The following is a 24,666-nucleotide window of genomic DNA, read 5'->3' on the forward strand; positions in this document are numbered from 1 at the left end:
CATGAGAAAACCTATAATCGCAGGCAACTGGAAGATGTACAAGACCTCAGGCGAGGCGCTTGAGCTCGTCAACGGCCTTAAGAATGAATTAAAAGACGAGACCGCGGTAGAGGTGGTGGTCTGTCCGCCTTTTACCTCGATATCTAAAGTCGCGGAGGCGCTCAAGGGCTCAAACATCGGATACGGCGCGCAGGATATCTACTGGGAAGAGGAAGGCGCCTATACCGGTGAAGTAGCCCCTAAGATGCTCACCGACCTCGGCTGTAAATTCTGCATAATCGGGCATTCCGAGCGCAGGACGTATTTCCACGAGACTAATGAGACGGTTAACAAGAAGGTCAAAGCCGCTTTAAAGCACGGCCTTACGCCGATAATGTGCGTGGGCGAGCGCCTCGAAGAGCGTGATTCCGGAAAGACTTTTGATGTGGTAAAGAACCATGTCGAAGGCGGGTTAGCCGGCCTCCCTAAAGAGGATGTCGCCAAAATAGTCATTGCCTATGAACCTGTCTGGGCGATCGGGACCGGAAGGACCGCTACGCCGGAACAGGCGCAGGAAGTCCATAAATATATCCGCGAGCTGCTCAAGAAAGCTTACGGCGAGGATGTCTCTTCAAAAGTGAGGATACAATACGGCGGGAGCGTAAAACCCGACAATACGAAGAGCATAATGGCCGGTCCTGACATCGACGGGGCGCTGGTCGGAGGGGCGAGCCTTAAGGTAAAGGATTTCGCCGAAATAGTAAGACAGGGTAAGAAATGAATTAGTTCCCGTTAAAAAGGAGTGGAAATAAGATGTTCGCGTTCTTGATAACTTTGCATGTGATGGCGTGTTTAGTCCTGATAATGGTCATCCTGCTCCAGGCGGGTAAGGGCGGCGGGATATCCGAGACGTTCGGCGGGAGCGGCGGCCTCCAGTCTATGCTGGGGACCAAGGCGTCGTCTTTCCTTACGAAAGCGACCGCCGCGTGCGCTGTCCTCTTTTTGGTGACATCCATGACCTTGGCGCTGATGAGCACCGAAAGGTCCGGCTCGATAGTCGAGAGGGAAGTCACGAAAGAAGAGAAGAAGGCCCCGGCTAAGGCAGCGGGCGAGGCGCCCCAGGCGCAGACGGTGAAACCACAACCCGTGACTGCCGGGACTCAGCAAGCTCCTAAATAAATAATAACCCGGGAGAATAAGATATGTTTAAAAAAATACCGCTTCTTGCGGTATTTTTTTTGCTAGCATCGGGGTCGCTTATGGCGGCCGATTACGGCGACGCCATCATCACGGCCTCAATCGGCGACGCCTCAACGCTTGTCCCTATCCTCGCCTCGGATTCTGCCTCCGCCGAGATATGCGGCCTCGTTTTTAACGGCCTGGTGCGCTATGATAAGGACCTTAATCTCGAAGGTGAGCTTGCCGAGAGCTGGGAGATAAAAGAGGGCGGGCTTGTCATAATCTTCCACCTGCGAAAGAATGCGAGATGGCACGACGGCCAACCCTTTACCGCGCGCGATGTGGAATTCACCTACCAAAAACTTATCGACCCCAACGTAAAGACCCCGTACAGCGGGGATTTTGAGCGGGTTAAATCGCTCGAGGTCCTCGACGACCATACCGTAAAGGTGACTTACAAAGAGCCGTTCTCTCCGGGTCTATCCAGCTGGGGTATGTGGATAATCCCGAAACACTTACTCGAGAAAGAGGATCTGGGTAATACAAAGTTCTCTCGCAATCCGGTCGGGACAGGCCCGTATAAATTCAAGGAATGGAAGACCGGCGAGAAGATAGTCCTCACCTCGAACCCGGATTACTACGAAGGCCGTCCTTATATAAACAGGTATATCTATAGGATAATCCCTGACCAGGCGACCACTTTCCTCGAGCTGCAGACGCAGGGGGTAGATGAGGTCAGCCTGACCCCGCTCCAATACGCGCGCCAGACAGACACGCCGTTCTTCAAGAAATATTACAAAAAGTACAGATATCCTTCGTTCGGTTATACGTACATGGGTTTTAATATGAAAGACCCGGTTTTCACGGACAGGCGCGTAAGGCTAGCGCTCGATTACGCTATCGATAAGGACGAGATAATAAAAGGGGTGCTCCTGGGCCTTGGCAGGATCTCGACCGGCCCGTTCCCGCCCGAGTCGTGGGCGTATAATAAGGAAGTAAAACCCGCCCCATATGACCCTAAAAAAGCGAAGGAATTATTGAAAGAAGCGGGATGGGAAGACCGTGACGGAGACGGCTGGCTCGATAAGGACGGCAAAAAGTTTAAATTCATCATATTGACAAATATGGGGAACGATACGCGCCAGATCTGCGCCGAGATAATCCAAAGGAGATTAAAGGAGATAGGGATAGACGTTGAGATAAGGATAATAGAGTGGGCTACCTTTTTGTCGGAGTTCATAGATAAACATAGATTTAGCGCGGTCATCATGGGATGGAATCTTTCACGCGACCCGGATTGCTATGATATATGGCATTCTTCCAAGCAGAGGCCGGGTGAGTTCAACTTTATCGGGTACGAGAACAAGGAAGTCGACGCCCTTCTCGAGGCAGGCCGCCGCGAGTTTGACGAGGGGAAAAGGAAAGAGATATATAATAAGATGCACCGGTTGATATTCGACGACCATCCCTGCATATTTTTATTCGTGCCGGACGCCTTGCCTATCGTCCATTCGAGATTCAAGGGGATATCGCCGGCGCCGTTGGGTATCGGGTATAATTTCATAAAATGGAACGTGCCTAAAGAAGAGCAGAGATACACCAGATGGTAAACTACATTTTAAGGCGGCTTGTCGGCTTAATGCCGGTGCTGTTCGGTATAACGGTCATCACTTTTTTCCTGATACACCTCTCGCCTGGAAAACCTACCCGCCTTCAGGCCGAGATGTCGCCGAAGATAACCCTAGAGGCGCGGGAGAAACTCGACAGGCTCTACGGCCTAGACAAACCCGTACACGTCCAATACTGGCAATGGATAAAGAGGCTTGCCGTATTCGATTTCGGAAAATCCTTTACCGACGAAAGGCCGGTACTCGTCAAGATCGGTGAACGCATACCGATAACGATAACGATAGAGATATTATCGTTGCTCCTGATATTCCTGATCGCCGCGCCGATCGGTATAATGAGCGCGGTAAAAGAAAATTCCATTTTTGATAAGAGCTCTACGGTTTTTGTCTTTATCGGTTTCGCGACTCCGACCTTCTGGCTGGCCCTCCTGGCGATGAGCTTATTCGGAGTCCATCTCGGATGGCTGCCGATCTCCGGCATAAAATCCCTCGACTTTGAGGAGCTTAATTTCTTCCAGAAGATAGCGGACGTCTCGCGCCATCTGATCCTGCCCGTCTTCGTCTCGGCCTTCGGCGGCCTAGCCGGCATATCCCGTTATATGCGGACCAGCATGCTTGAGGTCATGCATAAGGATTTCATAAGGACGGCGCGGGCGAAGGGGCTTTCCGAGAAAGAGGTAATTTACAAACACGCGCTCAAGAACGCGCTCCTGCCGATAGTGACGATAATCGGGCTTTCGGTGCCGGGGTTGATAGGCGGCAGCGTCATATTCGAATCTATCTACGCCATCCCGGGTATGGGGAAACTCTTCTTCGATTCGGTCATGGCGCGCGATTATCCGGTTATAATGGGGATACTCTTCGTGGGCGCTATTCTTACTCTTCTCGGTAACCTTTTGGCCGACGTGATGTACGCCTGCGTCGACCCGCGTATCCGCGTGGGGGAGAAGCGATGAGGATAAACAAACTTACCGCGGCAGGCATCATTATAGTCTGCGTAATGGGATTTCTCGCTATATTCGCTCCGCAGGTGAGCCGCTATGACCCGAACGGGATAAATCTCGAGAAGGCGCTCTTGCCGCCTTCACACGAACACCCGATGGGGACTGACTCGCTCGGCCGCGACCTCTTCGCGCGTATGGCCTACGGAGGGAGGATATCGCTCTCGGTAGGTTTTGTCGCGGTCGGGATAGCCGTAATAATAGGGTTGATATTGGGTTCACTCGCAGGTTATTACGGCGGCTGGATAGATAGCGTTGTCTCAAGATTTATCGATGTTATGTTGTGTTTCCCCACGCTTTTTTTGATACTGACAGTGATCGCAATAATGGGGCCGAGCATTTTCAGTATTATGGTTGTCATAGGATTGACCGGTTGGATGGGAGCGGCCCGGTTGATAAGGGCCGAAATTTTGAGTTTAAAAGAACGGGAATTCGTCGAAGCGGCCCGCGCTACAGGAGCCAGCGACTTTCGTATCATAGTTCGCCATCTGATCCCTAACGGGATGGGGCCTGTTTTAGTCAACGTTGTGTTAGGTGTAGCGGGGGCGATCCTTATAGAATCGGGGTTGAGTTTCCTCGGCCTCGGCGTCCAGCCGCCAACGCCGAGCTGGGGGAATATTCTCACTGAGGCGAAATCGACCCTGGGCATTGCCTGGTGGATAACCGTCTTTCCCGGATTTGCTATATTAGTCACCGTATTGGGCTATAACCTTTTAGGAGAAGGGTTGCGCGAACATTTCAACCCTCATAAAAAAGGACAATGAACGAACCGCTTTTAGAGATTAAAAACTTATACGTCAATTTCAAACAGGGCGAGAAGACGATCGAGGCTGTCAGGGGCGCTGACCTCAAAGTCTATGAAGGCGAGATCCTAGGCCTCGTCGGGGAATCCGGCTCCGGAAAATCCGTGACCGCGCTTTCCGTGACGAGGCTCCTCCCAAGTTCGGCCGAAATAACCAAGGGCGACATATTATTCGACGGCCGCGAGATATTTAAATTATCGGAAGAACAGCTCAGGAATATAAGAGGGGCGAAGGTCTCATATGTATTCCAGGACCCGGCGACGTCCCTTAACCCGGTCTTTACCATAGGCGACCAGCTTATCGAGACGATACGGCTCCACCAGAGATCGAAGGAGAACGAGGCATTCGATACGGCCGTCGGGCTGCTCAAGGACGTCGGGATGCCGTCGCCGAAAGAAGTAATGTTCTCTTATCCGCACCAGCTCTCAGGCGGTATGAAGCAGAGGGTGATGATAGCAATGGCGATATCATGCAGGCCGAAACTTTTGATCGCCGATGAGCCGACTACCGCGCTCGACGTCACCATACAGGCGCAGATCCTTGAGCTCCTCGAAAAATTGAGGGAGGATCTTAAACTCACCGTCCTTTTAATTACCCACGACCTTTCGATAGTCGCGCAGGTCGCGGAGAAGACCGCGGTGATGCAGGAGGGGAAGATCGTCGAATACGGCGATACCGACATGATATACAAGAAGCCGTCGCATCCTTACACGAAGAAACTAATAGATTGCATCCCGAAGATGAGCAGGAGATAGAGTGCAGCCGGTACTTTCTGTAAAAGACGTAAAAAAATATTTCCCGGTCGCTAGGGGGCTTGCCCGCCATATCGTAGGCGAGGTCAAGGCCGTCGACGGGATATCCTTCGATGTCGAAGCAGGGAAGACGCTCGGCTTGGTCGGTGAATCGGGCTGCGGAAAGACGACGCTGGCCAGGATAATACTCAATCTCCTTAACCCTACAGCCGGGAAGATATCATTCGAAGGGCAGCAGATAACCGGCCTCGCGCAGGATAGGATGCGGCCGTTAAGGAAAAGATTGCAAGTCGTCTTCCAGGACCCGTATAATTCGCTTAACCCGAGGATGAAAATTGGCGAGATCTTAAGTGAGCCGCTGCTGGTTCACGGAATCGGCGACGCCAAGCAGCGCCGGCTGAAAGTCATGGAGCTGCTTTCGAAGGTCGGATTGCAGGCCGACCACGCGAAGCGTTACCCGCACCAGTTCAGCGGCGGGGAGCGCCAGAGGATAGGTATAGCGCGGGCGCTCGCGACAGATCCCAAACTTATTGTCTGCGACGAGCCGGTTTCATCACTCGACCTCTCGATACAGGCGCAGATATTGAAATTGCTGACGGGCCTCCAGAAGGAATTGGGCCTATCATATCTCTTTATCTCGCACGACCTGCGGGTCATAGAATCTATATCCGATTCGGTCCTGGTAATGTACCTGGGCAAGGCCTTTGAATACGCCTCTACCGATGAGCTTTACTCATTTCCTATACACCCTTACACCGAGGCTCTCTTCTCAGCGATATCTATCGGGCCGGATCGCAAGAAGAAAAAGATGATAGTAAAAGGCGAACTGCCGTCTCCGTTATCCCCGCCTGCCGGCTGCAAATTCCATCCCCGTTGCCCATACGCCGAACCCCGGTGCAAGATAGAAGAACCTCTCTTAGAGGAGGTCAAACCGGGGCATTTCGTCGCCTGCCCGCCAAGGGTGAGGCAGTTGGTTAAATAATTAAGCATATACTCAATTGTTATAGGGTTGCATTTCTAACGTCTTTTCGCTATAATCGGAGGTGCTATGGTAGACAAGATAATATTCTTTCTGATAAAGCCGCTTTCACCGTTGGCCCCGTTCATACTCAGTTTTATACCGGTATTCGTTGCGGTCAATGCCTTTGGCAACCTGCCGTTATATATCGGCCTGACCGAGGGCATGAGCAAATCCGATAAAAAGAGGGTCATCAACAAGAGTATACTTGTAGCAACAGTGGTGGCGTTATTATTTATATTCGCGGGAAAGCTCGCCCTGCGGCTTACCGGGGTCGAGGTCTTTGACTTCAGGATAGGCGGTGGCATACTTTTATTGGTACTTTCGGTGCACCTCCTGCTTCCGGGCGAAGAGAAGAAGAGGCATGCCTCAGCGGATGTAGGCGTATTTCCGTTGGGGACGCCGCTTATAACGGGGCCGGCGGTCCTGACGACGATACTTATCATTATAGACCTTTACGGCATATTGCCCACCGTCATATCGATATTGGCAAATATGGCCATAAGCTGGGCCGTATTGACCTATTCGGAGTTCTTCATAAAAATGCTCGGGCAGGGCGGTTCCAGGGCCCTGGCGAAGGTTGCGGACATATTCCTGGCGGCGATCGCAATAATGATGATAAGGATGGGGATATTGGAGATAATCGTAAGGATGGCGGCGAAAAAATAATATGAAAAAGAATGTAATAGCTTTCATAATGGCGGGCGGGAAGGGCGAGAGGCTCATCCCCCTGACGAGGGACAGGACCAAACCGGCCGTCCCGTTCGGCGGGATATACAGGATCATCGACGTCACGCTCTCGAACTGCATAAATTCGGGCATACGCCGCATACACGTCCTCATCCAGTATAAATGCAACTCACTCATAAGGCACCTGCGGCTCGGGTGGAACATATTCGACGCCGAACTCGGGGAATATATAGATATCGTCCCGGCGCAGATGAGGACCGGAGATACGTGGTATATGGGCACCGCCGACTCGATTTTCCAGAACCTTTATTTCATCGAGACCGAAAAACCCGAATATGTCCTGATACTGGCCGGCGACCACATCTACAAGATGAATTACGCGGAGATGATCGACTACCACATCGCCAAGGGCGCGGACTGCACCGTCTCGGTCGTCGAGATGGATAAGAAGGATTCGCAGCATTTCGGCGTGCTCGAGGTCGACCGGAATGAGAGGATACTCGGTTTCGAGGAGAAGCCGAAGACCCCTAAGACGATCCCCGGCGACCCGGCTCATATCTACGCGTCGATGGGCATATACGTCTTCAAGACAGATGTGCTAAAAGAGGTGCTTAACGCCGACTCACAGGACCCGGCGAGCAAACACGATTTCGGAAAGAATATCCTCCCCGGGATGGTCGCGAGGAAGGAGAAGGTCTTTGCTTATAATTTTAAGGACGAGAACAAGAAAGAGGCGCAATACTGGCGCGACATAGGGACGCTCGACGCGTATTATGAGGCGAATATGGACCTTGTCGGCGTGACGCCGGTCTTTAACCTTTACGACAAGGAATGGCCGATCCGCACCTATATGGAGAAATACCCGCCGGCCAAGTTCGTTTTCGCGGGCGGCGACGACGGCGCGCGCATCGGCGTGGCGATAGATTCGATGGTCTCGAACGGATGCATAATATCCGGCGGCAAGGTCGACCGCTCGATACTCTCGCCGAACGTGAGGGTAAACAGCTACGCCAGCGTCACCGATTCGATAGTGATGGAAGGCGTGGATATCGGCCGCAACGCCAGGATAAGACGGGCGATAATAGATAAAGATGTCAAAGTCCCGCAGGGGACAGAGATCGGGTACGATCTCGAGGAAGACAAGAAGAGATTTACGGTGACCGAGTCCGGGCTGGTCGTGGTAGCCAAGAGCACGGTCATAGAAAGATAGATGCGGCGCGATATACCGGTTGTGATCAGGCTTTTGCGCCGCCGTTTCGGAAGGCTCAGGTTCAGGAGAGAGAAAGACGCGGTAGGCCTGCTCGTCAAGACTATCCTCTCGCAGAACACCTCTGATGTAACTTCCTTTCGGGCGTTCGACAACCTAAAAAAGCGTTTCAGGAACTGGGAGAGCTTAAGGAGGGCGGACGTCCCGGCCATAAGGCGCGAGATAAAGATCGCCGGCCTTTCGAATATCAAGGCGTCCCGCATCAAACATGCCTTGAACTTAATATATTTGATGCGGGGCTCGCTGGAGTTGGATTTTTTAAAGCGGACGGGTACGCGTGAAGGATACGCGTTCTTAAGATCAATAAAAGGCGTCGGGCCTAAGACGGCGGCGATAGTCCTGCTCTTTGGGTTTAATAAGCCGGTTATGCCGGTAGATACGCATATATTCAGGGTGACAAAGCGCCTCGGGCTTATCGGCGGAAAGATTACGCCGGAGAAGGCGCAGGAATACCTGACCGCGGAAACACCAGCGGACGCGATAAAGGAATTCCACGTGCACCTGATAATGCACGGCAGGCAGGTATGCGCGGCACGGGACCCGAAATGCCCGTTGTGCGACCTTAAGCAGGCGTGTAAATATTACGGAGAAAAGTATGGAAGACAAGGCGTTAATAATAGGAAATAGGGAGTTTAGGTCGCGGCTACTCGTCGGCACCGGCAAGTACGCCGATTTCGATGTAATGAAAAAAGCGCTTGAGGCATCCGGCGCCGAGATAGTCACCGTCGCGATAAGGCGGCTCGACCTCGGCGATGCCGGCGCGAAGAAAGAAACTCTACTTGACCATATCGACAGAAATAAATATACTATATTGCCTAACACGGCAGGCTGCTACACGGCGGAGGACGCGATAAGGATAGCGCATATCGCGCGAGGGATGGGCCTGTCCGAGTTGGTAAAACTCGAGGTCATAGGCGATGAAAAGACGCTCTTCCCGGACACGGAAGCGCTGCTCGCGGCGACCAAAGTCCTCGTCAAGGAAGGTTTCACCGTCATGCCGTACACGAACGACGACCCGGTCATGGCGAAGAAGCTCGCGGACGCGGGCGCGGCGTGCGTCATGCCCCTGGCTTCTCCGATCGGTTCGGGTATGGGGATATTGAACCCCATAAATATAAGATTTATCCGGGAAGCCGTTAAAGTGCCGGTGATAGTCGACGCGGGTGTAGGCACGGCCTCGGATGTGGCGGTAGCGATGGAATTAGGTGTCGACGGCGTGCTTATGAATACCGGCATCGCGGGGGCAAAAGACCCGGTTGGGATGGCCCGTGCTATGAGATTGGCGACCGAAGCGGGGAGATTGGCATATCTGTCGGGAAGGATAGCGATGAAGCAATACGCTTCGCCGTCGAGCCCGACAACAGGGATCATAAAATAATATGGTAAGAAAAGCGCAGGTAAAGGACACAGGGCGTATACACGAGCTTATAGACTATTACGCGAAGAATAATCTGATGCTTCCCCGTGCGGAGAGCGAGATCGCGGAGAACATTAGGGATTTCTGGGTATACGAGAAAGGCAGCGTCCTGATAGGCTGCGCCGCGCTGCATATCTTCTCGAATAAACTGGCGGAAATAAGGTCTTTGGCTGTCGATGCCGGCCACGTGAAATCAGGGATCGGTACCGGGCTGGTGAAGTCATGCCTGAAAGAAGCGCAGGATATGGGGATAAAAAGCGTTTTCGTGCTTACGCAGAAATCGGATTTCTTCAAGAGATTCGGGTTTATGCCGATCGAGAAGAAGAAGCTGCCTCAGAAGATATGGACAGATTGCAGCATCTGCGCGAAGTTCGCGAAGTGCGATGAGATAGCATATGTCAAGGAGTTGTAAATGGGATACACGATAACTGAAAAAATATTGATGGCGCATGCGGACAGGAAGTCGATATCTCCCGGCGATTTGATCGACTGCAAGGTCGACCTCTGCCTCGGCAACGATATCACCGCGCCTATAGCGATATCGGAGTTCGAGAAAGCCGGCGCAGGTAAGGTCTTCGATAATAAGAAGATAGCGCTCGTCCCTGACCACTTCTCTCCGGCGAAGGATATTAAATCCGCCGAACAGCTCAAGGTGCTCAGGGAGTTCGCGAAGAAGCATAGCATCAAGTATTATTACGAGATCGGGTGCATGGGCATCGAGCATGCGCTCCTCCCGGAAGAGGGGCTTACCATGCCCGGTGACCTTATAATCGGCGCGGATTCGCATACCTGCACATACGGCGCTGTCGGCGCGTTCTCGACAGGCGTCGGCTCGACAGACCTCGCCGCGGTATTCATAAGGGGCAGGATATGGTTTAAAGTGCCGGAGTCGATAAAATTCGTATACAGCGGAAAGCTCAATAAATGGGTCGGAGGCAAGGACCTCATACTCTACACGATAGGCGATATCGGCGTAGACGGGGCTTTGTATAAGGCGATGGAGTTCACAGGCGGCGCGATCGAGCGCCTTCCGATGGACGACCGTTTCGCGATGTGCAATATGGCCATCGAGGCCGGCGGCAAGAACGGCATCATCGCGGCCGATGGAACTACATTGAAATACGTGAAAGAGACTACCAAGAAATCCAAGAAGAAATGGAAAATATACAAGAGCGATAAGGACGCGCAATATAGTGAGGTAAAGGAATACGACGTCTCGAAACTCGAGCCGATGGTATCCTTGCCGCCGTTGCCGTCCAACGCGAAGCCTGTAAGCCAGGTCAAGAACGTCAGGATCGACCAGTCGGTAATCGGCTCATGCACGAATGGCCGCATCAGCGACTTAAGGATGGCCGCGAAGGTCTTGAAGGGAAAGAAAGTCCATAAGGACGTGCGCTGCATAATCTTCCCGGCCACACAGGCGGTATATTTACAGGCGATGGACGAAGGATTGCTCGAGATATTCGTGAGATCTGGCTGCGCAGTCTCGACTCCTACGTGCGGGCCGTGTTTAGGCGGGCATATGGGGATATTGGCCGCGGGCGAGCGCTCTATCGCGACGACGAACCGCAACTTTGTCGGGCGGATGGGGCACTTGAAGTCCGAGGTCTATCTCTCGAACCCGGCTGTAGCCGCGGCTAGCGCGATAAAGGGCAGGATCGCGCATCCGGAGGAAGTAATATGATACTCAAAGGGAAGACCTGGAAATTCGGAAATGACATAAATACAGATGAGATAATTCCGGCGAAGTACCTTGTTTCGGTTGACCCAAAGGTGCTCGGGGAGAATTGCATGGACGGTATAACCCCCGGGTTTTCTAAGAAGATCTCTGCCGGCGATATTATAGTGGGCGGCAAGAACTTCGGCTGCGGCTCGAGCCGTGAGCACGCGCCGCTCGCGATAAAAGGAAGCGGCATTTCGTGCGTCATCGCGGACAGCTTCGCGAGGATATTCTACAGGAACAGCATAAACATCGGCCTCCCGATATTTGAATGCCCGGAGGCCGCGAAGTCAATAGAAGAAGGCGACGAAGTGGAAGTCGACGCCTCGACAGGGTTGATAAGGAACCTCACAAAAAACAAGAAGTACCAGGCGAAGCCGATGCCCGCGTTCATGCAGGAGCTTATCGGGGCGGGCGGGCTCATGAAATGGGTGGTCAAGAAAAATGGGTAATTACAGGATAGCGGTCATACCCGGCGACGGGACAGGGCCGGAAGTGATAAACGAAGGACTTAAGGTCTTAAAAGCCGCAAGCGATAAGTTCGGCTTCAAATACGAGACGAAGGTATTCGATTTCAGCGGCGAACGCTACCTGAGGACAGGAAAGACCGTCGAGGATAAAGATGTCGAGGAGCTCAGGAAATATAACGCGATCTATCTCGGCGCTGTCGGGCATCCTGATGTAAAGCCAGGCATCCTCGAACAGCAGGTCCTTCTTAAATTGCGGTTTTCGCTAGACCAGTATATAAACCTCCGCCCGGTAAAGCTCTATAACTCGGCATACTGCCCGCTCAAGGACAAGAAACCGGAGGATATAGATTTTGTCGTCGTGCGAGAGAATTCGGAAGGCCTCTACAAGGGGATGGGCGAGTTCCAGAAGAAAGGGTCTGATGAAGAGGTGGCTATACAGATCTCTTATAACACCCGCAAGGGCGTCGAGCGCTGTATCCGTTACGCTTTCGAGTTATGCAAGAAGCGCAACAGGAAAAATAGGCTTACGCTCTGCGGAAAGACGAACGTCCTGACTTACGCCTGGGACTTATGGCAGAGGACGTTCAACGAGGTCGCGAAAGAGTTTCCCGAGGTCAAGACAGATTACGCGCATGTCGACGCGACTACGATGTGGTTCGTCAAGAACCCGGAATGGTTCGACGTCATCGTGACAGACAACCTCTTCGGAGATATCATAACCGACCTCGGCGCGATGATACAGGGCGGTATGGGTATCGCGGCCGGCGGGAACATCAACCCGAAGGGCGTATCGATGTTCGAGCCGATAGGCGGCTCAGCCCCGAAATACACGGGCCAGAACGTAATCAACCCCTTGGCCGCTATCTGCGCCGGCGGGATGATGCTCGAAAACCTCGGCGAGGAAAAAGCCGGAAAGGCGATAGAGGACGCGGTCATAAAGGTCGTGAACACGAAATTGAAGTCTCTCGCTGCCGGTAAAATGGGTTATTCAACAAGCGAAGTCGGCGATATGGTCGCCGTAATGATATAAGGGTTAAAGAAATGAAAAGAAAAAGTAAATATAATGTAGTCGTTGTCGGAGTAGGTGTCGTAGGGATAGAGATGCTGCGCGTATTGCGCCAGCGGAATTTCCCGGTAGGAGACCTGCGGGTTTTGGCGCGCAGCGAAAGGGAGATAACCGTTGACGGAGAAAAATACTCTGTCCGGGCGATCTCACCTGAGGCGTTTGACGGGATGGACATAGCGCTTTTTGCCGGAACTGAGGGCGAGAAGGGCGCGGCTGTCACTTATGCCCCTGAGGCGGTAAAGAGGGGTTGCATCGTCATAGATAACGGCGCCGATTTCAGGATGGACCCGAAAGTCCCCTTGGTCGTACCGGAAGTTAACGCCGCCGACGTCAAAAAGCATAAAGGGATAATCGCGAACCCGAACTGTTCGACCATACAGATGGTCGTAGCGCTTAACCCGATCCACAAAAAGGTCGGGATAAAGAGGATAATCGTCACTACCCTGCAGGCGTCATCCGGCGCCGGAAAGAGCGCGGTAGATCAGTTGAAAGCAGAGGCGGCGGCGATCCACGCGAGCAGATACGAGAATATACACGTAGACGTCGAGCGCTCGATGCCGCAGCAGCTGGCATATAACGTCTTTCCACACATCGGCAGTTTCGTTGAATGTGATTATACCAACGAGGAGTGGAAGCTTGTCAACGAGACCCATAAGATAATGCACGCGGATAAGATAAAGATCTCCGCGACCACCGTGAGGGTGCCTGTCAGGACCGGCCATTCCGAATCTGTATATATAGAGACAGGGAAACCGATAAGCCCGGATAAGGTCAGGGCGCTCCTTTCGAGTTCGCCGGGCATCATAGTCGAGGATGACCCCAAGAAAGGCCTTTATCCCATGCCCAAGGACGCTGAGGGAAGGGATGAAACCTTTGTTGGCCGCATCCGCTCCGATTGTTTCGTAAAGAACGGGCTGTGGCTGTGGGTCGTAGCGGATAACCTGCGCAAGGGCGCCGCTACCAACGCGGTCCAGATCGCCGAATGCGTAATATCCTACTCAAAATAGAATACGACGGCACCGATTACGCCGGTTGGCAGTCGCAGAAGAACGCAAAGAGCATACAGGATACTATAGAAGCCGCGCTTAATCGGATAACAGGCCGTAAAGCGCGGCTTATCTCTTGCGGGAGGACCGACTCCGGCGTCCACGCGTTAAGCCTGTTCGCGAATTTTAAGACCGAATCGAAGATCCCGCCCTTCAAGCTGCAGAGGGCGCTCAACAGCGTCCTGCCCAAGGATATAGCGATAAAGGAAGCGAAAGAAGCCCCGCTTAAATTCAATTCAAGGTTCGACGCTAAGTCTAAACTATACCGCTACACTATAATGAACGGCTCATCCCGGTCCGCGATCTCCGGGAATTTTACAGTTTATCTTCCTTATAAGCTTAATGTCGCATTGATGAAAAAAGAAGCGAAGGTCCTCGCGGGAAAGCATGACTTCAAATCGTTCCAGGCCGCGGACAGGGTTGAACGCTCCTCGGTCCGCACTATAAAGAAACTTGATATAAAAAAGAAGGGCGAGGCTATAATTATTGATATCGAGGCAGACGGATTTTTGTATAATATGGTAAGGAATATCGCCGGGACGTTGGTAGATATCGGCCGCGGAAAGCTTCCGGCAGGGAGCATGGTCCGTATCCTTAAAGCAAAGGATAGGGAACTTGCCGGTGAGACAGCCCCGGCGAAGGGGTTGTGCCTCATTGAGGTAAAATATTAGCGGATTGGACTAATTTTCCCTTGACATTCCCTCGTATTATGTTATAATTCTTACTTCTTGGTGTTTACCTATCTGAGGAAGGCCTAAAATGGTGAAAAAGGAAGAAAAAATATCGGAAAAATGGTTTATAGTCGATGCCGAAGGCAAGATCCTGGGAAGGGTCGCCGTGGCTGTCGCGCGCGTACTTTCGGGCAAAAATAAGCCCACGTACCGCAGGGATTTCAATACCGGCGACGGGGTAGTCGTCGTGAACGCCGCAAAGATAAAAGTGACCGGCAATAAGCTGAAGGCAAAAGAATATGACTGGTATTCGGGCTATCCCGGCGGCAGGAGATCCGAGATGTTAGGGGATCTGCTCGTGAGGAAGCCGGAATACGTCATTACCCACGCGGTGAAAGGCATGCTGCCGAAGAACAAGGTCGGGAAGAGCGCGTTGGGCAAATTGAAAGTATTCGCGGGCAAGGAACATAACATGGCGGCCCAGAAACCCGAACCTTTAAAGGTATAATACAGGAGCGAAATGGAAGCGCAGGCATTATTTTTAGGTACAGGAAGAAGGAAAGAGTCGACGGCCAGGGTCATATTGAAACCCGGCTCAGGCCAGTTCGTCGTCAATAAAAGGACTATCGATGATTATTTTCCGAGGGAGACGCTTAGGGGCATCCTCAGGGAACCGCTTGAAGCGACACAGACCGCGGCCAAATACGACATTTTTGTGAATGTCGCAGGCGGCGGCGTCGCAAGCCAGGCTGGCGCTGTGCGTTTGGGCATAGCCCGCGCCTTGCTCAAGGCGGATGCTACTTTCCGTTCCGTTCTCCGCGGCAAAGGCCTTTTGACCCGCGATCCGCGCATGAAGGAACGTAAAAAGTACGGACAAAAAGGAGCCCGCAGCCATTTCCAGTGGACTAAACGTTAGCACCTTATTTATATAAGGCAAAATTACGCCTATTCCGACGGAAACAGCTTGACGGAATAGGCGTTTTTATTTTATAATCTAATGACGAAAGGGAATAAAATGGCAAAAGAAAAACTTAAAGTAGCGGTGGTCGGCGCGACCGGTTATGCCGGCTGCGAGCTGATAAAGATACTGCTGGTCCATCCGGAGGTAACGATAACTTCGGTAAGCGGCAAGGTTGAGAAGGCCGAGAAGATATCGGAGATATTCCCGCTATTCAAAGGCCGGCTTGGCCTTGTATGCGGCAATGTCGACGTTCCGGCCATATCGAAGGCGGCAGACCTGATATTCCTGGCGCTTCCGCATAAGGTCTCGATGCTCTTCGTCCCTGATTTTTTGAAGGCGGGAAAGAAGGTCGTCGACCTGAGCGCGGATTACAGGCTCAAAGATACAGGCGTATACGAGAAATGGTACGGCGCGAAACACACGAGCGTGGAGCTGCTTAAGGAAGCGGTATACGGGCTTCCGGAACTTCATAAGAAAGAGATAGAAAAGTCCAAGTTCATAGCGAACCCGGGATGTTATCCGACCGGCTCGATACTCGGAAGCGCCCCGTTGGTGAGTAAAGGCCTCGTCGATACGGACCAGATCATCGTCGACTCGAAATCCGGCGTTACCGGGGCAGGCAGGGCGGCTTCGCTGGCGCTTAATTTCGCGGAATTAAACGAGAACTTCAAGGCATACAAGATAAACCAGCACCAGCATATGCCTGAGATAGACCAGGAGCTTTCTATCGCGGCGGGCTCGAAGATAGGCGTCACGTTCACCCCGCATCTGGTGCCGATGAACAAAGGGATACTCTCGACGATATATTTCACGCTGAAGAAAGAGGCGACCACCGCAGAGCTGCTGTCGCTTTATAAACAGTTCTACAAAGGCGCGCCGTTCGTCAGGGTGCTGGATGAGGGCATATTCCCGGAGACGAAGCACGTCTACAGCACGAACTTTTGCGATATCGGTATAAAAACGGCGGGAAAGCGGGTTATAGTGATCACCGCGATAGATAACCTTTGGAAAGGCGCCGCATCGCAGGCGGTCCAGAACATGAATTTGATGATGGGATTCGGCGAAACTGCGGGCCTTATTTAATGAAGACGATAAAGGGATCGGTGACAGCCCCTCAGGGATTTGCCGCCTCCGGCGTCAAAAGCGGGATAAAAAAGAAGGGCCTCGACCTGTGCCTGATCTATTCGAGCGTGCCGGCCCACGCGGCCGGCGTATTCACGAAGAATACGGTAAAGGCCGCGCCGGTAGTGCTTTCCGCCGGGAATTTAAAGGACGGATGGGCGCAGACGATAATAGCTAACAGCGGGAACGCCAACTGCCTTAACGGGAAGAACGGGATGAAGTGGGCGGTCCGGATGGCTGAGGCGGTTTCGGCGAATACCTGGATAGACGCGCAGGATGTGCTCGTCGCGTCGACCGGGATAATCGGAAAACCGCTCGCGGTAGAAAAGATCGAGGCGTCTGTGCCGGCCCTGGTGAAAGGCCTGTGCAAGGAGGGCGAGCTTTCCGCGGCCAAGGCGATAATGACGACCGACCTGGTCCCGAAGAGGATAGCGGTCGCTGTGAAGATAGGCGGCAAGACCGTGAAGATAGGCGGGATAGCCAAGGGTTCGGGTATGATTTGCCCCAACATGGCGACACTGCTGTGTTTCATCACGACCGACGCGGATATAGATGTTAAAGCATTAAAGAGTTCCTTGAAAGACGCGGTAGAGGATTCATTGAATATGGTGACGGTCGACGGCGATATGAGCACGAACGACACCGTTTTTATAATGGCTAACGGCCTCGCCGCGAACGCGAAGATAAAGAACGATAGCAAGGGCCATAAAATATTCTGTGAAGCGCTGAAATACGTCATGGTCTACCTGGCCAAGGAGATAGCCAGGGACGGGGAAGGCGCGAATAAATTTATAGAAGTGCAGGTCAAGGGAGCGAAGAGCAAGGCCGACGCGAAGAAGATGGCGAAAGAGATAGCCAATTCGAACCTAGTCAAGACGGCTATCGCAGGCGAGGACCCGAATACCGGGAGGATCGCCTCATCGGCCGGGGCCTCGGGAGTGAAACTTAACGAGTCGAAGCTGGATATTTACCTGAACGGCATAAAGATAGTCAGCGGCGGGAACGCCAATTTCGGATTAAGGCCGAAGGCGCAGAAGTCGCTTAAGAAGAAAGAAGTTGCGATAACGGTCGGGCTAAACTCGGGCAAGCATTCGGCGACGGCGTGGACATGCGACCTTACGGAAGGGTATATTAAAATAAATGCAAGATATAATTAAAAAGGCCGACGTCCTCATAGAGGCGCTGCCTTACATAAAGAAGTTCAGGGGCAAGACGGTCGTCATAAAGGCCGGCGGCAGCATGATGGAGAACAGGGAAGTCATCTCCGGTATCTTCCAGGACATAATCTTCATGAGTCTGGTCGGGATAAAGCCGGTAATCATACACGGCGGCGGGCCGAGGATAACCGAGAAGATGAAGGAAGCCGGTATCGTCGCGAAATTCGTAGACGGGTTCAGGGTCACCGACGCGAAGACGATGAAGATAGTCGACGATACGCTCGAGGCGACGAACAAGGAGATAGCCAAACATATAGAAGAGCTGGGCGGCAAGGTCAAGGCGCTGTCAGGCAAGAAGGACAAGATAATAAAGGCTGTGACTTTAAAGCATAAGGGCAAACACATGGGTTTCCTGGGGAAGATCGTATCTGTAAACACCAAGCCCATTAAGGACGCTCTCAAGGACGGCGCCATACCCGTCATAACCCCGGTGGCATTAGGGAAAGATGGGAAGGCCTATAATATCAACGCCGACCTTGCGGCCTGCGACATAGCCGCGGCGCTTAAGGCGGAAAAATTTGTTTTGATAACCGATACCAATGGGATATTGAGAGACGAGTCTGACGAGTCTACTCTCATCCCGACATTAAAAAGGAAGGAAGCCGAAGAATTGATCGAAAGGGGAGTAATACGGGGCGGGATGATCCCCAAGGTCAAGGCAGTGGTCGACGCGCTGAAGAAAGGCGTGAATAAGACGCATATTATCGACGGTAGGCTGAGCCACGCGATATTACTTGAGGTATTCACCGACAAAGGAATAGGAACGGAGATAATAAAATGACGAAGACAGAAGAAGTTGTGCAACTGTATTACGAATACGTGATGCCGACTTACGCCAAGTCGCCGCTTGTGATGGTAAAAGGCAAAGGCATAAAGGCATATGACATAGAGGGCAAAGAGTTCCTGGATTTTTTCCCCGGATGGGCCGTGTCAGGGCTGGGCCATTGCCACCCGAAGGTGGTCAAGGCGATAAAGGAGCAGGTTGGGAAGATAATCCACGTGCCGAACAACTATTACAACGAACTGCAGGGGAAACTGGCGAAGAAGATAATAGAGAATTCGTTCGAAGGCAAGGTCTTCTTCTGCAACAGCGGCGCAGAGGCGGTGGAAAGCGCCATCAAACTGGCGAGAAAAGTAGGGTATCCGTCGGGAAAATATGAGATAATAACGATGGAAGATTCATTCCACGGACGGACACTGGCCGCGATAACGGCGACGGCGCAGCCTAAATACCAGGAAGGTTTCGCGCCGCTCCCGGGCGGTTTCGTGTACGCTAAGTTCAACGACCTGGAATCGGTCAAGTCGAAGATAACCGACAAGACAGCCGCGATAATGCTCGAGCCGATACAAGGCGAGGGCGGGATAAACGTCGCGTCCGAGGAGTTCATCGCGGGATTGAAGAAAGTCTGCGAAGAGAAGAAGATACTCCTCGTATTCGATGAGGTCCAGACAGGGATAGCCAGGACAGGGAAGATGTTCTGCTACCAGCATTACGACGTGGTGCCTGATATTATGACGCTGGCCAAGTCGCTCGGCGGCGGGTTCCCGATAGGCGCGATGGTCGCAAAGAAGGAGATCGCCGACGTTCTGCAGCCCGGGACCCATGCCTCGACATTCGGAGGCAGCCCGCTCGCGTGCGCCGCGGCGCTCGCGGTATTCGAGGCAATAGAGGAAGGCAACCTTGTCGAGAAGGCCGTAAGGAGGGGCAGGTATCTCCATAACAGGCTCTCGCTTTTAAAGAAGGATTTCCCGTTCGTGAAGATAGTAAGGGGCAAAGGCCTGATGCAGGCGGTGGAGCTTGAGATAGAGGGGAAGCAGATAATAGACAAATGCGTCGAGAAGGGCCTCCTCATAAATTGCACACAGAAGAAGGTATTGAGGATAATGCCGCCGCTGGTGGTAAAGAACGCGGATATAGACGCGGCTGTCGCGATCATACAGGAAGTAATGAAGGGAGTAACAGTTGAAGGTTAAAGACCTGATAACGATAAAAGACCTTTCGATCTCGGATATCGAGGAGATATTCGCCCTGGCCGCGAAGCTAAAGGGTGAGGGAAGGATATCTAAAGACGAGCCGTTGAATGGGAAGACCCTGGGGTTGATATTCCAGAAGCCCTCTTTAAGGACGAAGGTGTCTTTCGCGGCCGCGATGGCGCAGTTAGGCGGCACGGCGATATACCTGGCGCCGGAGGAAGTAAAGCTCGGCGAAAGGGAAGAGATAAAGGATGTCGCGCGGACGATGGCGAGGTATCTCGACGGGATAGTCGCCAGGACGTTCAAGCACGATGACATCGTGGAACTGGCGGAGTATTCGTCGGTCCCGGTCATAAACGGGTTATCGGATTTCTCGCACCCGTGCCAGGCGCTGGCAGACCTTTTTACGGTCAAAGAGAAGAAGGGCAAGGTAAAAGGCGTCAAGATCGCGTTTGTGGGCGACGGCAATAACGTCTGCAACTCGCTTCTCATGACCGCGGCCCGGGTAGGGGCGGATATCGCCGTGGCTACACCCAAGGGTTACGAGCCGGATAAAGAGGTCGTGAAGATAGCCGAGGATTTCGCCGGAGTCACTGGCTCGAAGGTCGTTATCTGCACCGACCCGGAGAAGGCGGTTGCCGGAGCGGACGTCGTGTATACGGACGTCTGGACGAGTATGGGACAGGAGAAGGAAAGGGCGAAAAGGTTAAAGGCATTTAAGGGTTTCCAGATAAATGAGAAGCTTTGTTCGAAGGCTAAAAAAGATTATATTATCATGCACTGTCTGCCCGCGCACAGGGGCGAGGAGATCTCTGACGAGTCTCTGGAGAGCCCGCATTCGGTTGTATTTGATCAGGCGGAGAATAGACTGCATGTCGAAAAGGCGATATTACTTTTACTTTTAAAGTGAGGATGAGATGAACAAGAAAGTAGTGCTTGCGTATTCAGGCGGACTCGATACTTCGGTCATAATAAAGTGGCTGTCGAAGAAGGGTTACGACGTCATCGCTTATATGGCTGACGTAGGCCAGGAGTCTGACTTTGAGGTCTATAAGAAGAGGGCATTGGCTACCGGCGCCGTAAAGGTCGTTGTCGAGGACCTAAAGAAGGAGTTCGTGAAGGACTTCGTATTCAAGTCGCTTAAAGCCGGGGCGGTATACGAAGGCGGATACCTGCTTGCGACAGCGCTGTCGAGGCCGATAATCGCCAAGGGGCTCGTAGAGACGGCCCATAAAGAGAAGGCCGCATATGTCGCGCACGGCTGCACGGGTAAAGGTAACGACCAGGTAAGGTTTGAAGTCACTATCGGATCGCTTGATCCGGAACTGAAAATACTGGCGCCTGTCAGGGAGTGGGAGCTTAAGACAAGGGCCGAAGAGATAGAATATGCAAAGAAGAATAATATTCCCATTGATACGACAAAGAAAAAGCCGTACTCGATTGATCTTAATCTATGGGGAATATCGATTGAAAGTGGGAAGCTGGAAGATCCTTATTACGCGCCTGACGAAGATATATATCAACTTACAAAGGGAGTAGATAAGGCTGCGGCGGAGCCTGTCTACGCGGAGATAGAGTTCAAGGAAGGCGTGCCGGTAAAATTTAACGGCAAGGCGATGGACGGAGTGAGCCTGATATTGAAACTGTCGAAGATAGCCGGCGACGCAGGCGTAGGCAGGAGCGATATGATCGAGAACAGGCTCGTCGGCATAAAGTCCAGGGAGATATACGAGGCGCCGGCCGCGTGGACGCTTTTTAACGCGCATAAGGCGCTCGAAGCCCTTGTCCTTGACAGGGAGACGCTCCATTTCAAGGAGGTTGTCGCGCTCAAATACGCGGAGCTTACTTATTTCGGGCTCTGGTATACGCCGCTCAAGGAAGCGCTCGACAAATTCGTCGACGATACGCAGAAATCCGTCAACGGCACGGTAAAGGTGAAACTGCATAAAGGCCATTGCATCGTCGTAGGCAGGAAATCGCCGGATTCGCTTTACAAGAAAGAATTGGCGACGTATGAGCAAGGCGATAAGTTCGACCAGTCGCTGGCGAAGGGTTTCGTCCAGATTTGGGGATTGCCTTATAAAGGATCGCATAAAAAATGAAAAATAAACTTTGGGGCGGAAGGTTCAAGAAGTCGCAGGACCCTGAGTTCGAGGATTTTTCGTGCAGCATGTATTTTGACTACAGGCTGGCAGAGTACGACGTCCTCGGCTCTATCGCCCACGCGAAGATGCTCGGGAAATGCGGGATAATCCCGAAGAAGGACGCCGCCGCAATAGTAAAAGGGCTTACCGCGATATCTAAAGAGATCGATGCGGGCAGGTTCGTATACGACTTTACGGCCGAGGATATCCATACGAATATCCAGAATGCACTGGAGAAGAAGATAGGCAAGCCTGCGCTCAAGCTCCATACCGCGCGGTCGAGGAACGACCAGGTCGCGTTGGATACGAGGATGTATTGCAAGGATAAGGCCCAGGAATTATACGGCTTGGTTTCGAGTTTGCAGGAATCCTTGCTCGGTTTCGCGAAGAAGAACAAGGACGTGATAGTGCCTGGTTTGACTCATACCCAGCACGCGCAGCCGGTGCTTTTGTCCGATCACATTGAGGCATATGTATGGATGCTGGCGAGGGACAAGAGGAAGCTCCATTACGCCTATCACGCGGCGGACTTCATGCCGCTTGGCGCATGCGCGTTGGCCGGGACTTCGCTTAAGATCGACAGGAAATATGTCGCCAAAGAGCTGGGGTTCGCGGCGCTCTGCGAAAACACGATGGACGCGGTGTCTGACAGGGATTTTGTCGTCGAAATGCTTGAGGCCATATCGCTGGTATCGATGCACCTCTCTAGGCTCGCTTCAGACCTCATACTCTGGGCTACGCCTGAGTTCGGGTTCGTCGAGATAGACCAGCAGTTCTGCACCGGCTCGAGCATAATGCCGCAGAAAGTCAACCCGGATTTCCTCGAGTTGGTAAGGGGCATGGCCGGCAGGATATACGGGAACTTATTCTCGGTCCTGACGATGATGAAGGGCCTGCCGCTAACGTATAACAGGGATATGCAGTGGGACAAGCAGCCGCTCTTCGATTCGGTCGAGAAGATATCTAAGGTGTTATCGATATATGCCAAGATGGTGAAAGGCGTAAAAGTAAATAAGGCGAATATCGGCAGGGCGCTTTTGGACGAGTCGCTTTACGCGACAGATTTGGCCGAGTACCTGGTCGCTAAGGGACTGGACTCGAGGCAGGCGCATTCGACGATCGGAAAATTAGTGACGGCGACGCTCGAGAAGAAGGAGAGGATATCGGGTCTCACCCTTAAAGAACTTAAGAAGTTTTCGGATAAGTTCGAAAAGGACGTGTTTAAATTACTGGATCCGAAGGTTTCGGTCGCATCAAGGAAAAAAGGAAGATAATGCACGAATTCAAATATAAGGGCGATGAGCTCTTTTGTGAAGAAGTGGGGATAGGCGGTATAGCGGCCGCCGTAGGGACGCCTTTCTATCTCTACAGCCACAAGACGCTCATAGACCATTACAGGAAACTGCGCGACGCTTTCTCGGAGCTCAATCCGCTCATCTGCTTCTCGATGAAAGCGAACTCGAACCTCGCTGTCGTCATGGCGCTTGTAAAAGCCGGCGCAGGGCTCGATGTCGTATCCGGAGGCGAACTGTACAAAGCCCTGAAAGTCGGATGCGAATCGAAGAAGATCGTCTACGCGAGCGTCGGCAAGACCGAACGCGAGATAGAGGACGCGATCAGGTCGGGCATATTATTCTTTAATATCGAATCTCTGCCTGAATTGGCGCAGATAAACAAGACTGCCAAGAGGCTCGGCAGGACGGTGGACTGCACCCTGCGCGCCAACCCGGATATCGACCCGCATACGCACAAATTCATCACGACGGGGAAAGCCGAGAACAAGTTCGGCCTGGATTTCGCGACCGTCGAGGAGACGTTCCTGAAGGCCCCGAAATACCCGAACGTCCGGCTGCGCGGGATACACATACACATCGGCTCGCAGATAACCGAGGCCGAGCCGTTCCGCAAGGCGATAAACAAGACCGGCACTTTGATCGGGAATATCAGGAGGAAAGGCGCGAGGGTCGACTGGCTTAATATAGGAGGCGGCCTCGGGATAATCTACAACAAGGAAAAGCCGCAGACGGCCGCGCGTTTCGCGAAATCCGTGGTACCGCTTATCCGCAGGATAAACGTCCGGCTCATACTCGAGCCGGGCAGGTTTATAGCCGGCAACAGCGGCATACTGGTCGCGAAAGTTACGTATGTCAAGAAGACCCGCTCGAAGAATTTCATCATATCCGACGCGGCGATGAACGACCTTATCCGCCCGTCGCTCTATGACGCCTATCATGAGATCGTCCCGGTGATAAGGCGGCCTGCGCGCAGGAAGATACTGGCAGATGTTGTAGGCCCCATCTGCGAAAGCGGGGATGTCCTCGCGAGGGACAGGAGGTTGCCCGAGTTCCAGCCCGGCGAATTGATAGCCGTGATGGGGGCGGGCGCTTACGGGTTTACCATGTCCAGCAATTACAACTCGAGGCCGCGCGTCGCCGAGGTAATGGTCTTGCGCGGCAGGTTCTACGTGGTGCGAGAGAGAGAAAAATACGAAGACCTCGTAAAAGGCGAGAATATCCCCAAAGAACTTAAGTGAGCCAAACC

At 52.7% G+C, this 24,666-nt stretch carries 27 protein-coding genes; all 27 read left to right on the forward strand.

Features of this window, described 5'->3' with window-relative positions; genetic code table 11:
• Position 1: 1 nt before the first annotated feature.
• Positions 2 to 760, forward strand: coding sequence for a triose-phosphate isomerase (gene tpiA, locus WC317_03420; protein MFA5339185.1), 759 nt, complete (start codon positions 2 to 4; stop codon positions 758 to 760).
• 32 nt (positions 761 to 792) lie between these two features.
• Complete coding sequence (gene secG / locus WC317_03425) at positions 793 to 1,158, forward strand: preprotein translocase subunit SecG (GenBank protein MFA5339186.1); 366 nt, start codon at positions 793 to 795, stop codon at positions 1,156 to 1,158.
• 23 nt (positions 1,159 to 1,181) lie between these two features.
• Complete coding sequence (locus WC317_03430; protein MFA5339187.1) at positions 1,182 to 2,768, forward strand: peptide-binding protein; 1,587 nt, start codon at positions 1,182 to 1,184, stop codon at positions 2,766 to 2,768.
• A complete protein-coding gene (locus WC317_03435) occupies positions 2,762 to 3,742 on the forward strand; it encodes an ABC transporter permease (protein MFA5339188.1) in 981 nt (326 codons plus the stop codon). Before WC317_03430 ends, WC317_03435 begins: the two co-directional genes overlap by 7 nt.
• Entirely contained in the window at positions 3,739 to 4,551 is an 813-nt protein-coding gene (locus tag WC317_03440) for an ABC transporter permease (GenBank protein MFA5339189.1), read from the forward strand. The genes WC317_03435 and WC317_03440 overlap by 4 nt, the downstream gene beginning before the upstream one ends.
• Complete coding sequence (locus WC317_03445; GenBank protein MFA5339190.1) at positions 4,548 to 5,345, forward strand: ABC transporter ATP-binding protein; 798 nt, start codon at positions 4,548 to 4,550, stop codon at positions 5,343 to 5,345. The genes WC317_03440 and WC317_03445 overlap by 4 nt, the downstream gene beginning before the upstream one ends.
• Before the next feature lies 1 nt (position 5,346).
• Positions 5,347 to 6,324, forward strand: coding sequence for a dipeptide ABC transporter ATP-binding protein (locus tag WC317_03450; protein MFA5339191.1), 978 nt, complete (start codon positions 5,347 to 5,349; stop codon positions 6,322 to 6,324).
• Between the two features lie 66 nt (positions 6,325 to 6,390).
• Positions 6,391 to 7,029 carry a MarC family protein gene (locus tag WC317_03455; GenBank protein ID MFA5339192.1) on the forward strand — a complete coding sequence of 213 codons (639 nt, stop codon included), beginning with the start codon at positions 6,391 to 6,393 and terminating at the stop codon, positions 7,027 to 7,029.
• Between the two features lies 1 nt (position 7,030).
• Complete coding sequence (gene glgC / locus WC317_03460; protein MFA5339193.1) at positions 7,031 to 8,260, forward strand: glucose-1-phosphate adenylyltransferase; 1,230 nt, start codon at positions 7,031 to 7,033, stop codon at positions 8,258 to 8,260.
• On the forward strand, positions 8,261 to 8,944 hold the full coding sequence (locus WC317_03465; protein MFA5339194.1) for an endonuclease III: 684 nt from the start codon (positions 8,261 to 8,263) through the stop codon (positions 8,942 to 8,944). It abuts the gene before it with no gap.
• Positions 8,913 to 9,695, forward strand: a complete 783-nt coding sequence (locus WC317_03470; protein ID MFA5339195.1) for a thiazole synthase — start codon at positions 8,913 to 8,915, stop codon at positions 9,693 to 9,695. Before WC317_03465 ends, WC317_03470 begins: the two co-directional genes overlap by 32 nt.
• A gap of 1 nt (position 9,696) precedes the next feature.
• Positions 9,697 to 10,146 carry an N-acetyltransferase gene (locus WC317_03475; protein ID MFA5339196.1) on the forward strand — a complete coding sequence of 150 codons (450 nt, stop codon included), beginning with the start codon at positions 9,697 to 9,699 and terminating at the stop codon, positions 10,144 to 10,146.
• A complete protein-coding gene (gene leuC, locus WC317_03480) occupies positions 10,147 to 11,418 on the forward strand; it encodes a 3-isopropylmalate dehydratase large subunit (GenBank protein MFA5339197.1) in 1,272 nt (423 codons plus the stop codon).
• Complete coding sequence (locus WC317_03485) at positions 11,415 to 11,906, forward strand: 3-isopropylmalate dehydratase small subunit (GenBank protein MFA5339198.1); 492 nt, start codon at positions 11,415 to 11,417, stop codon at positions 11,904 to 11,906. The genes leuC and WC317_03485 overlap by 4 nt, the downstream gene beginning before the upstream one ends.
• Positions 11,899 to 12,954 carry a 3-isopropylmalate dehydrogenase gene (locus WC317_03490; protein MFA5339199.1) on the forward strand — a complete coding sequence of 352 codons (1,056 nt, stop codon included), beginning with the start codon at positions 11,899 to 11,901 and terminating at the stop codon, positions 12,952 to 12,954. Before WC317_03485 ends, WC317_03490 begins: the two co-directional genes overlap by 8 nt.
• 11 nt (positions 12,955 to 12,965) lie before the next feature.
• Positions 12,966 to 13,997: an aspartate-semialdehyde dehydrogenase gene (locus WC317_03495; protein MFA5339200.1), complete on the forward strand. Its 1,032-nt coding sequence runs from the start codon at positions 12,966 to 12,968 to the stop codon at positions 13,995 to 13,997.
• The gene (truA, locus tag WC317_03500; GenBank protein ID MFA5339201.1) at positions 13,973 to 14,707 is read left to right on the forward strand and encodes a tRNA pseudouridine(38-40) synthase TruA; all 735 of its coding nucleotides are present in this window, start codon (positions 13,973 to 13,975) and stop codon (positions 14,705 to 14,707) included. Before WC317_03495 ends, truA begins: the two co-directional genes overlap by 25 nt.
• 88 nt (positions 14,708 to 14,795) lie before the next feature.
• Entirely contained in the window at positions 14,796 to 15,215 is a 420-nt protein-coding gene (gene rplM / locus WC317_03505) for a 50S ribosomal protein L13 (protein MFA5339202.1), read from the forward strand.
• Between the two features lie 12 nt (positions 15,216 to 15,227).
• On the forward strand, positions 15,228 to 15,623 hold the full coding sequence (gene rpsI / locus WC317_03510) for a 30S ribosomal protein S9 (protein MFA5339203.1): 396 nt from the start codon (positions 15,228 to 15,230) through the stop codon (positions 15,621 to 15,623).
• Between the two features lie 99 nt (positions 15,624 to 15,722).
• Positions 15,723 to 16,751 (forward strand): N-acetyl-gamma-glutamyl-phosphate reductase, encoded by a 1,029-nt coding sequence (gene argC / locus WC317_03515; protein ID MFA5339204.1) that lies wholly within the window; start codon positions 15,723 to 15,725, stop codon positions 16,749 to 16,751.
• A complete protein-coding gene (argJ, locus tag WC317_03520; protein ID MFA5339205.1) occupies positions 16,751 to 17,947 on the forward strand; it encodes a bifunctional glutamate N-acetyltransferase/amino-acid acetyltransferase ArgJ in 1,197 nt (398 codons plus the stop codon). The genes argC and argJ overlap by 1 nt, the downstream gene beginning before the upstream one ends.
• Positions 17,931 to 18,788, forward strand: coding sequence for an acetylglutamate kinase (argB, locus tag WC317_03525; protein ID MFA5339206.1), 858 nt, complete (start codon positions 17,931 to 17,933; stop codon positions 18,786 to 18,788). Before argJ ends, argB begins: the two co-directional genes overlap by 17 nt.
• Positions 18,785 to 19,981, forward strand: coding sequence for an aspartate aminotransferase family protein (locus WC317_03530; GenBank protein ID MFA5339207.1), 1,197 nt, complete (start codon positions 18,785 to 18,787; stop codon positions 19,979 to 19,981). Before argB ends, WC317_03530 begins: the two co-directional genes overlap by 4 nt.
• Positions 19,971 to 20,891 carry an ornithine carbamoyltransferase gene (gene argF, locus WC317_03535; GenBank protein ID MFA5339208.1) on the forward strand — a complete coding sequence of 307 codons (921 nt, stop codon included), beginning with the start codon at positions 19,971 to 19,973 and terminating at the stop codon, positions 20,889 to 20,891. Before WC317_03530 ends, argF begins: the two co-directional genes overlap by 11 nt.
• 7 nt (positions 20,892 to 20,898) lie before the next feature.
• Complete coding sequence (locus WC317_03540; protein ID MFA5339209.1) at positions 20,899 to 22,083, forward strand: argininosuccinate synthase; 1,185 nt, start codon at positions 20,899 to 20,901, stop codon at positions 22,081 to 22,083.
• Positions 22,080 to 23,399, forward strand: coding sequence for an argininosuccinate lyase (gene argH / locus WC317_03545; protein ID MFA5339210.1), 1,320 nt, complete (start codon positions 22,080 to 22,082; stop codon positions 23,397 to 23,399). The genes WC317_03540 and argH overlap by 4 nt, the downstream gene beginning before the upstream one ends.
• Positions 23,399 to 24,658 carry a diaminopimelate decarboxylase gene (lysA, locus tag WC317_03550; GenBank protein MFA5339211.1) on the forward strand — a complete coding sequence of 420 codons (1,260 nt, stop codon included), beginning with the start codon at positions 23,399 to 23,401 and terminating at the stop codon, positions 24,656 to 24,658. The genes argH and lysA overlap by 1 nt, the downstream gene beginning before the upstream one ends.
• The last annotated feature ends 8 nt before the right edge of the window (positions 24,659 to 24,666 follow it).

Source organism: Candidatus Omnitrophota bacterium, assembly GCA_041653595.1.
Lineage (GTDB): Bacteria > Omnitrophota > Gorgyraeia > Pluralincolimonadales > Pluralincolimonadaceae > Pluralincolimonas.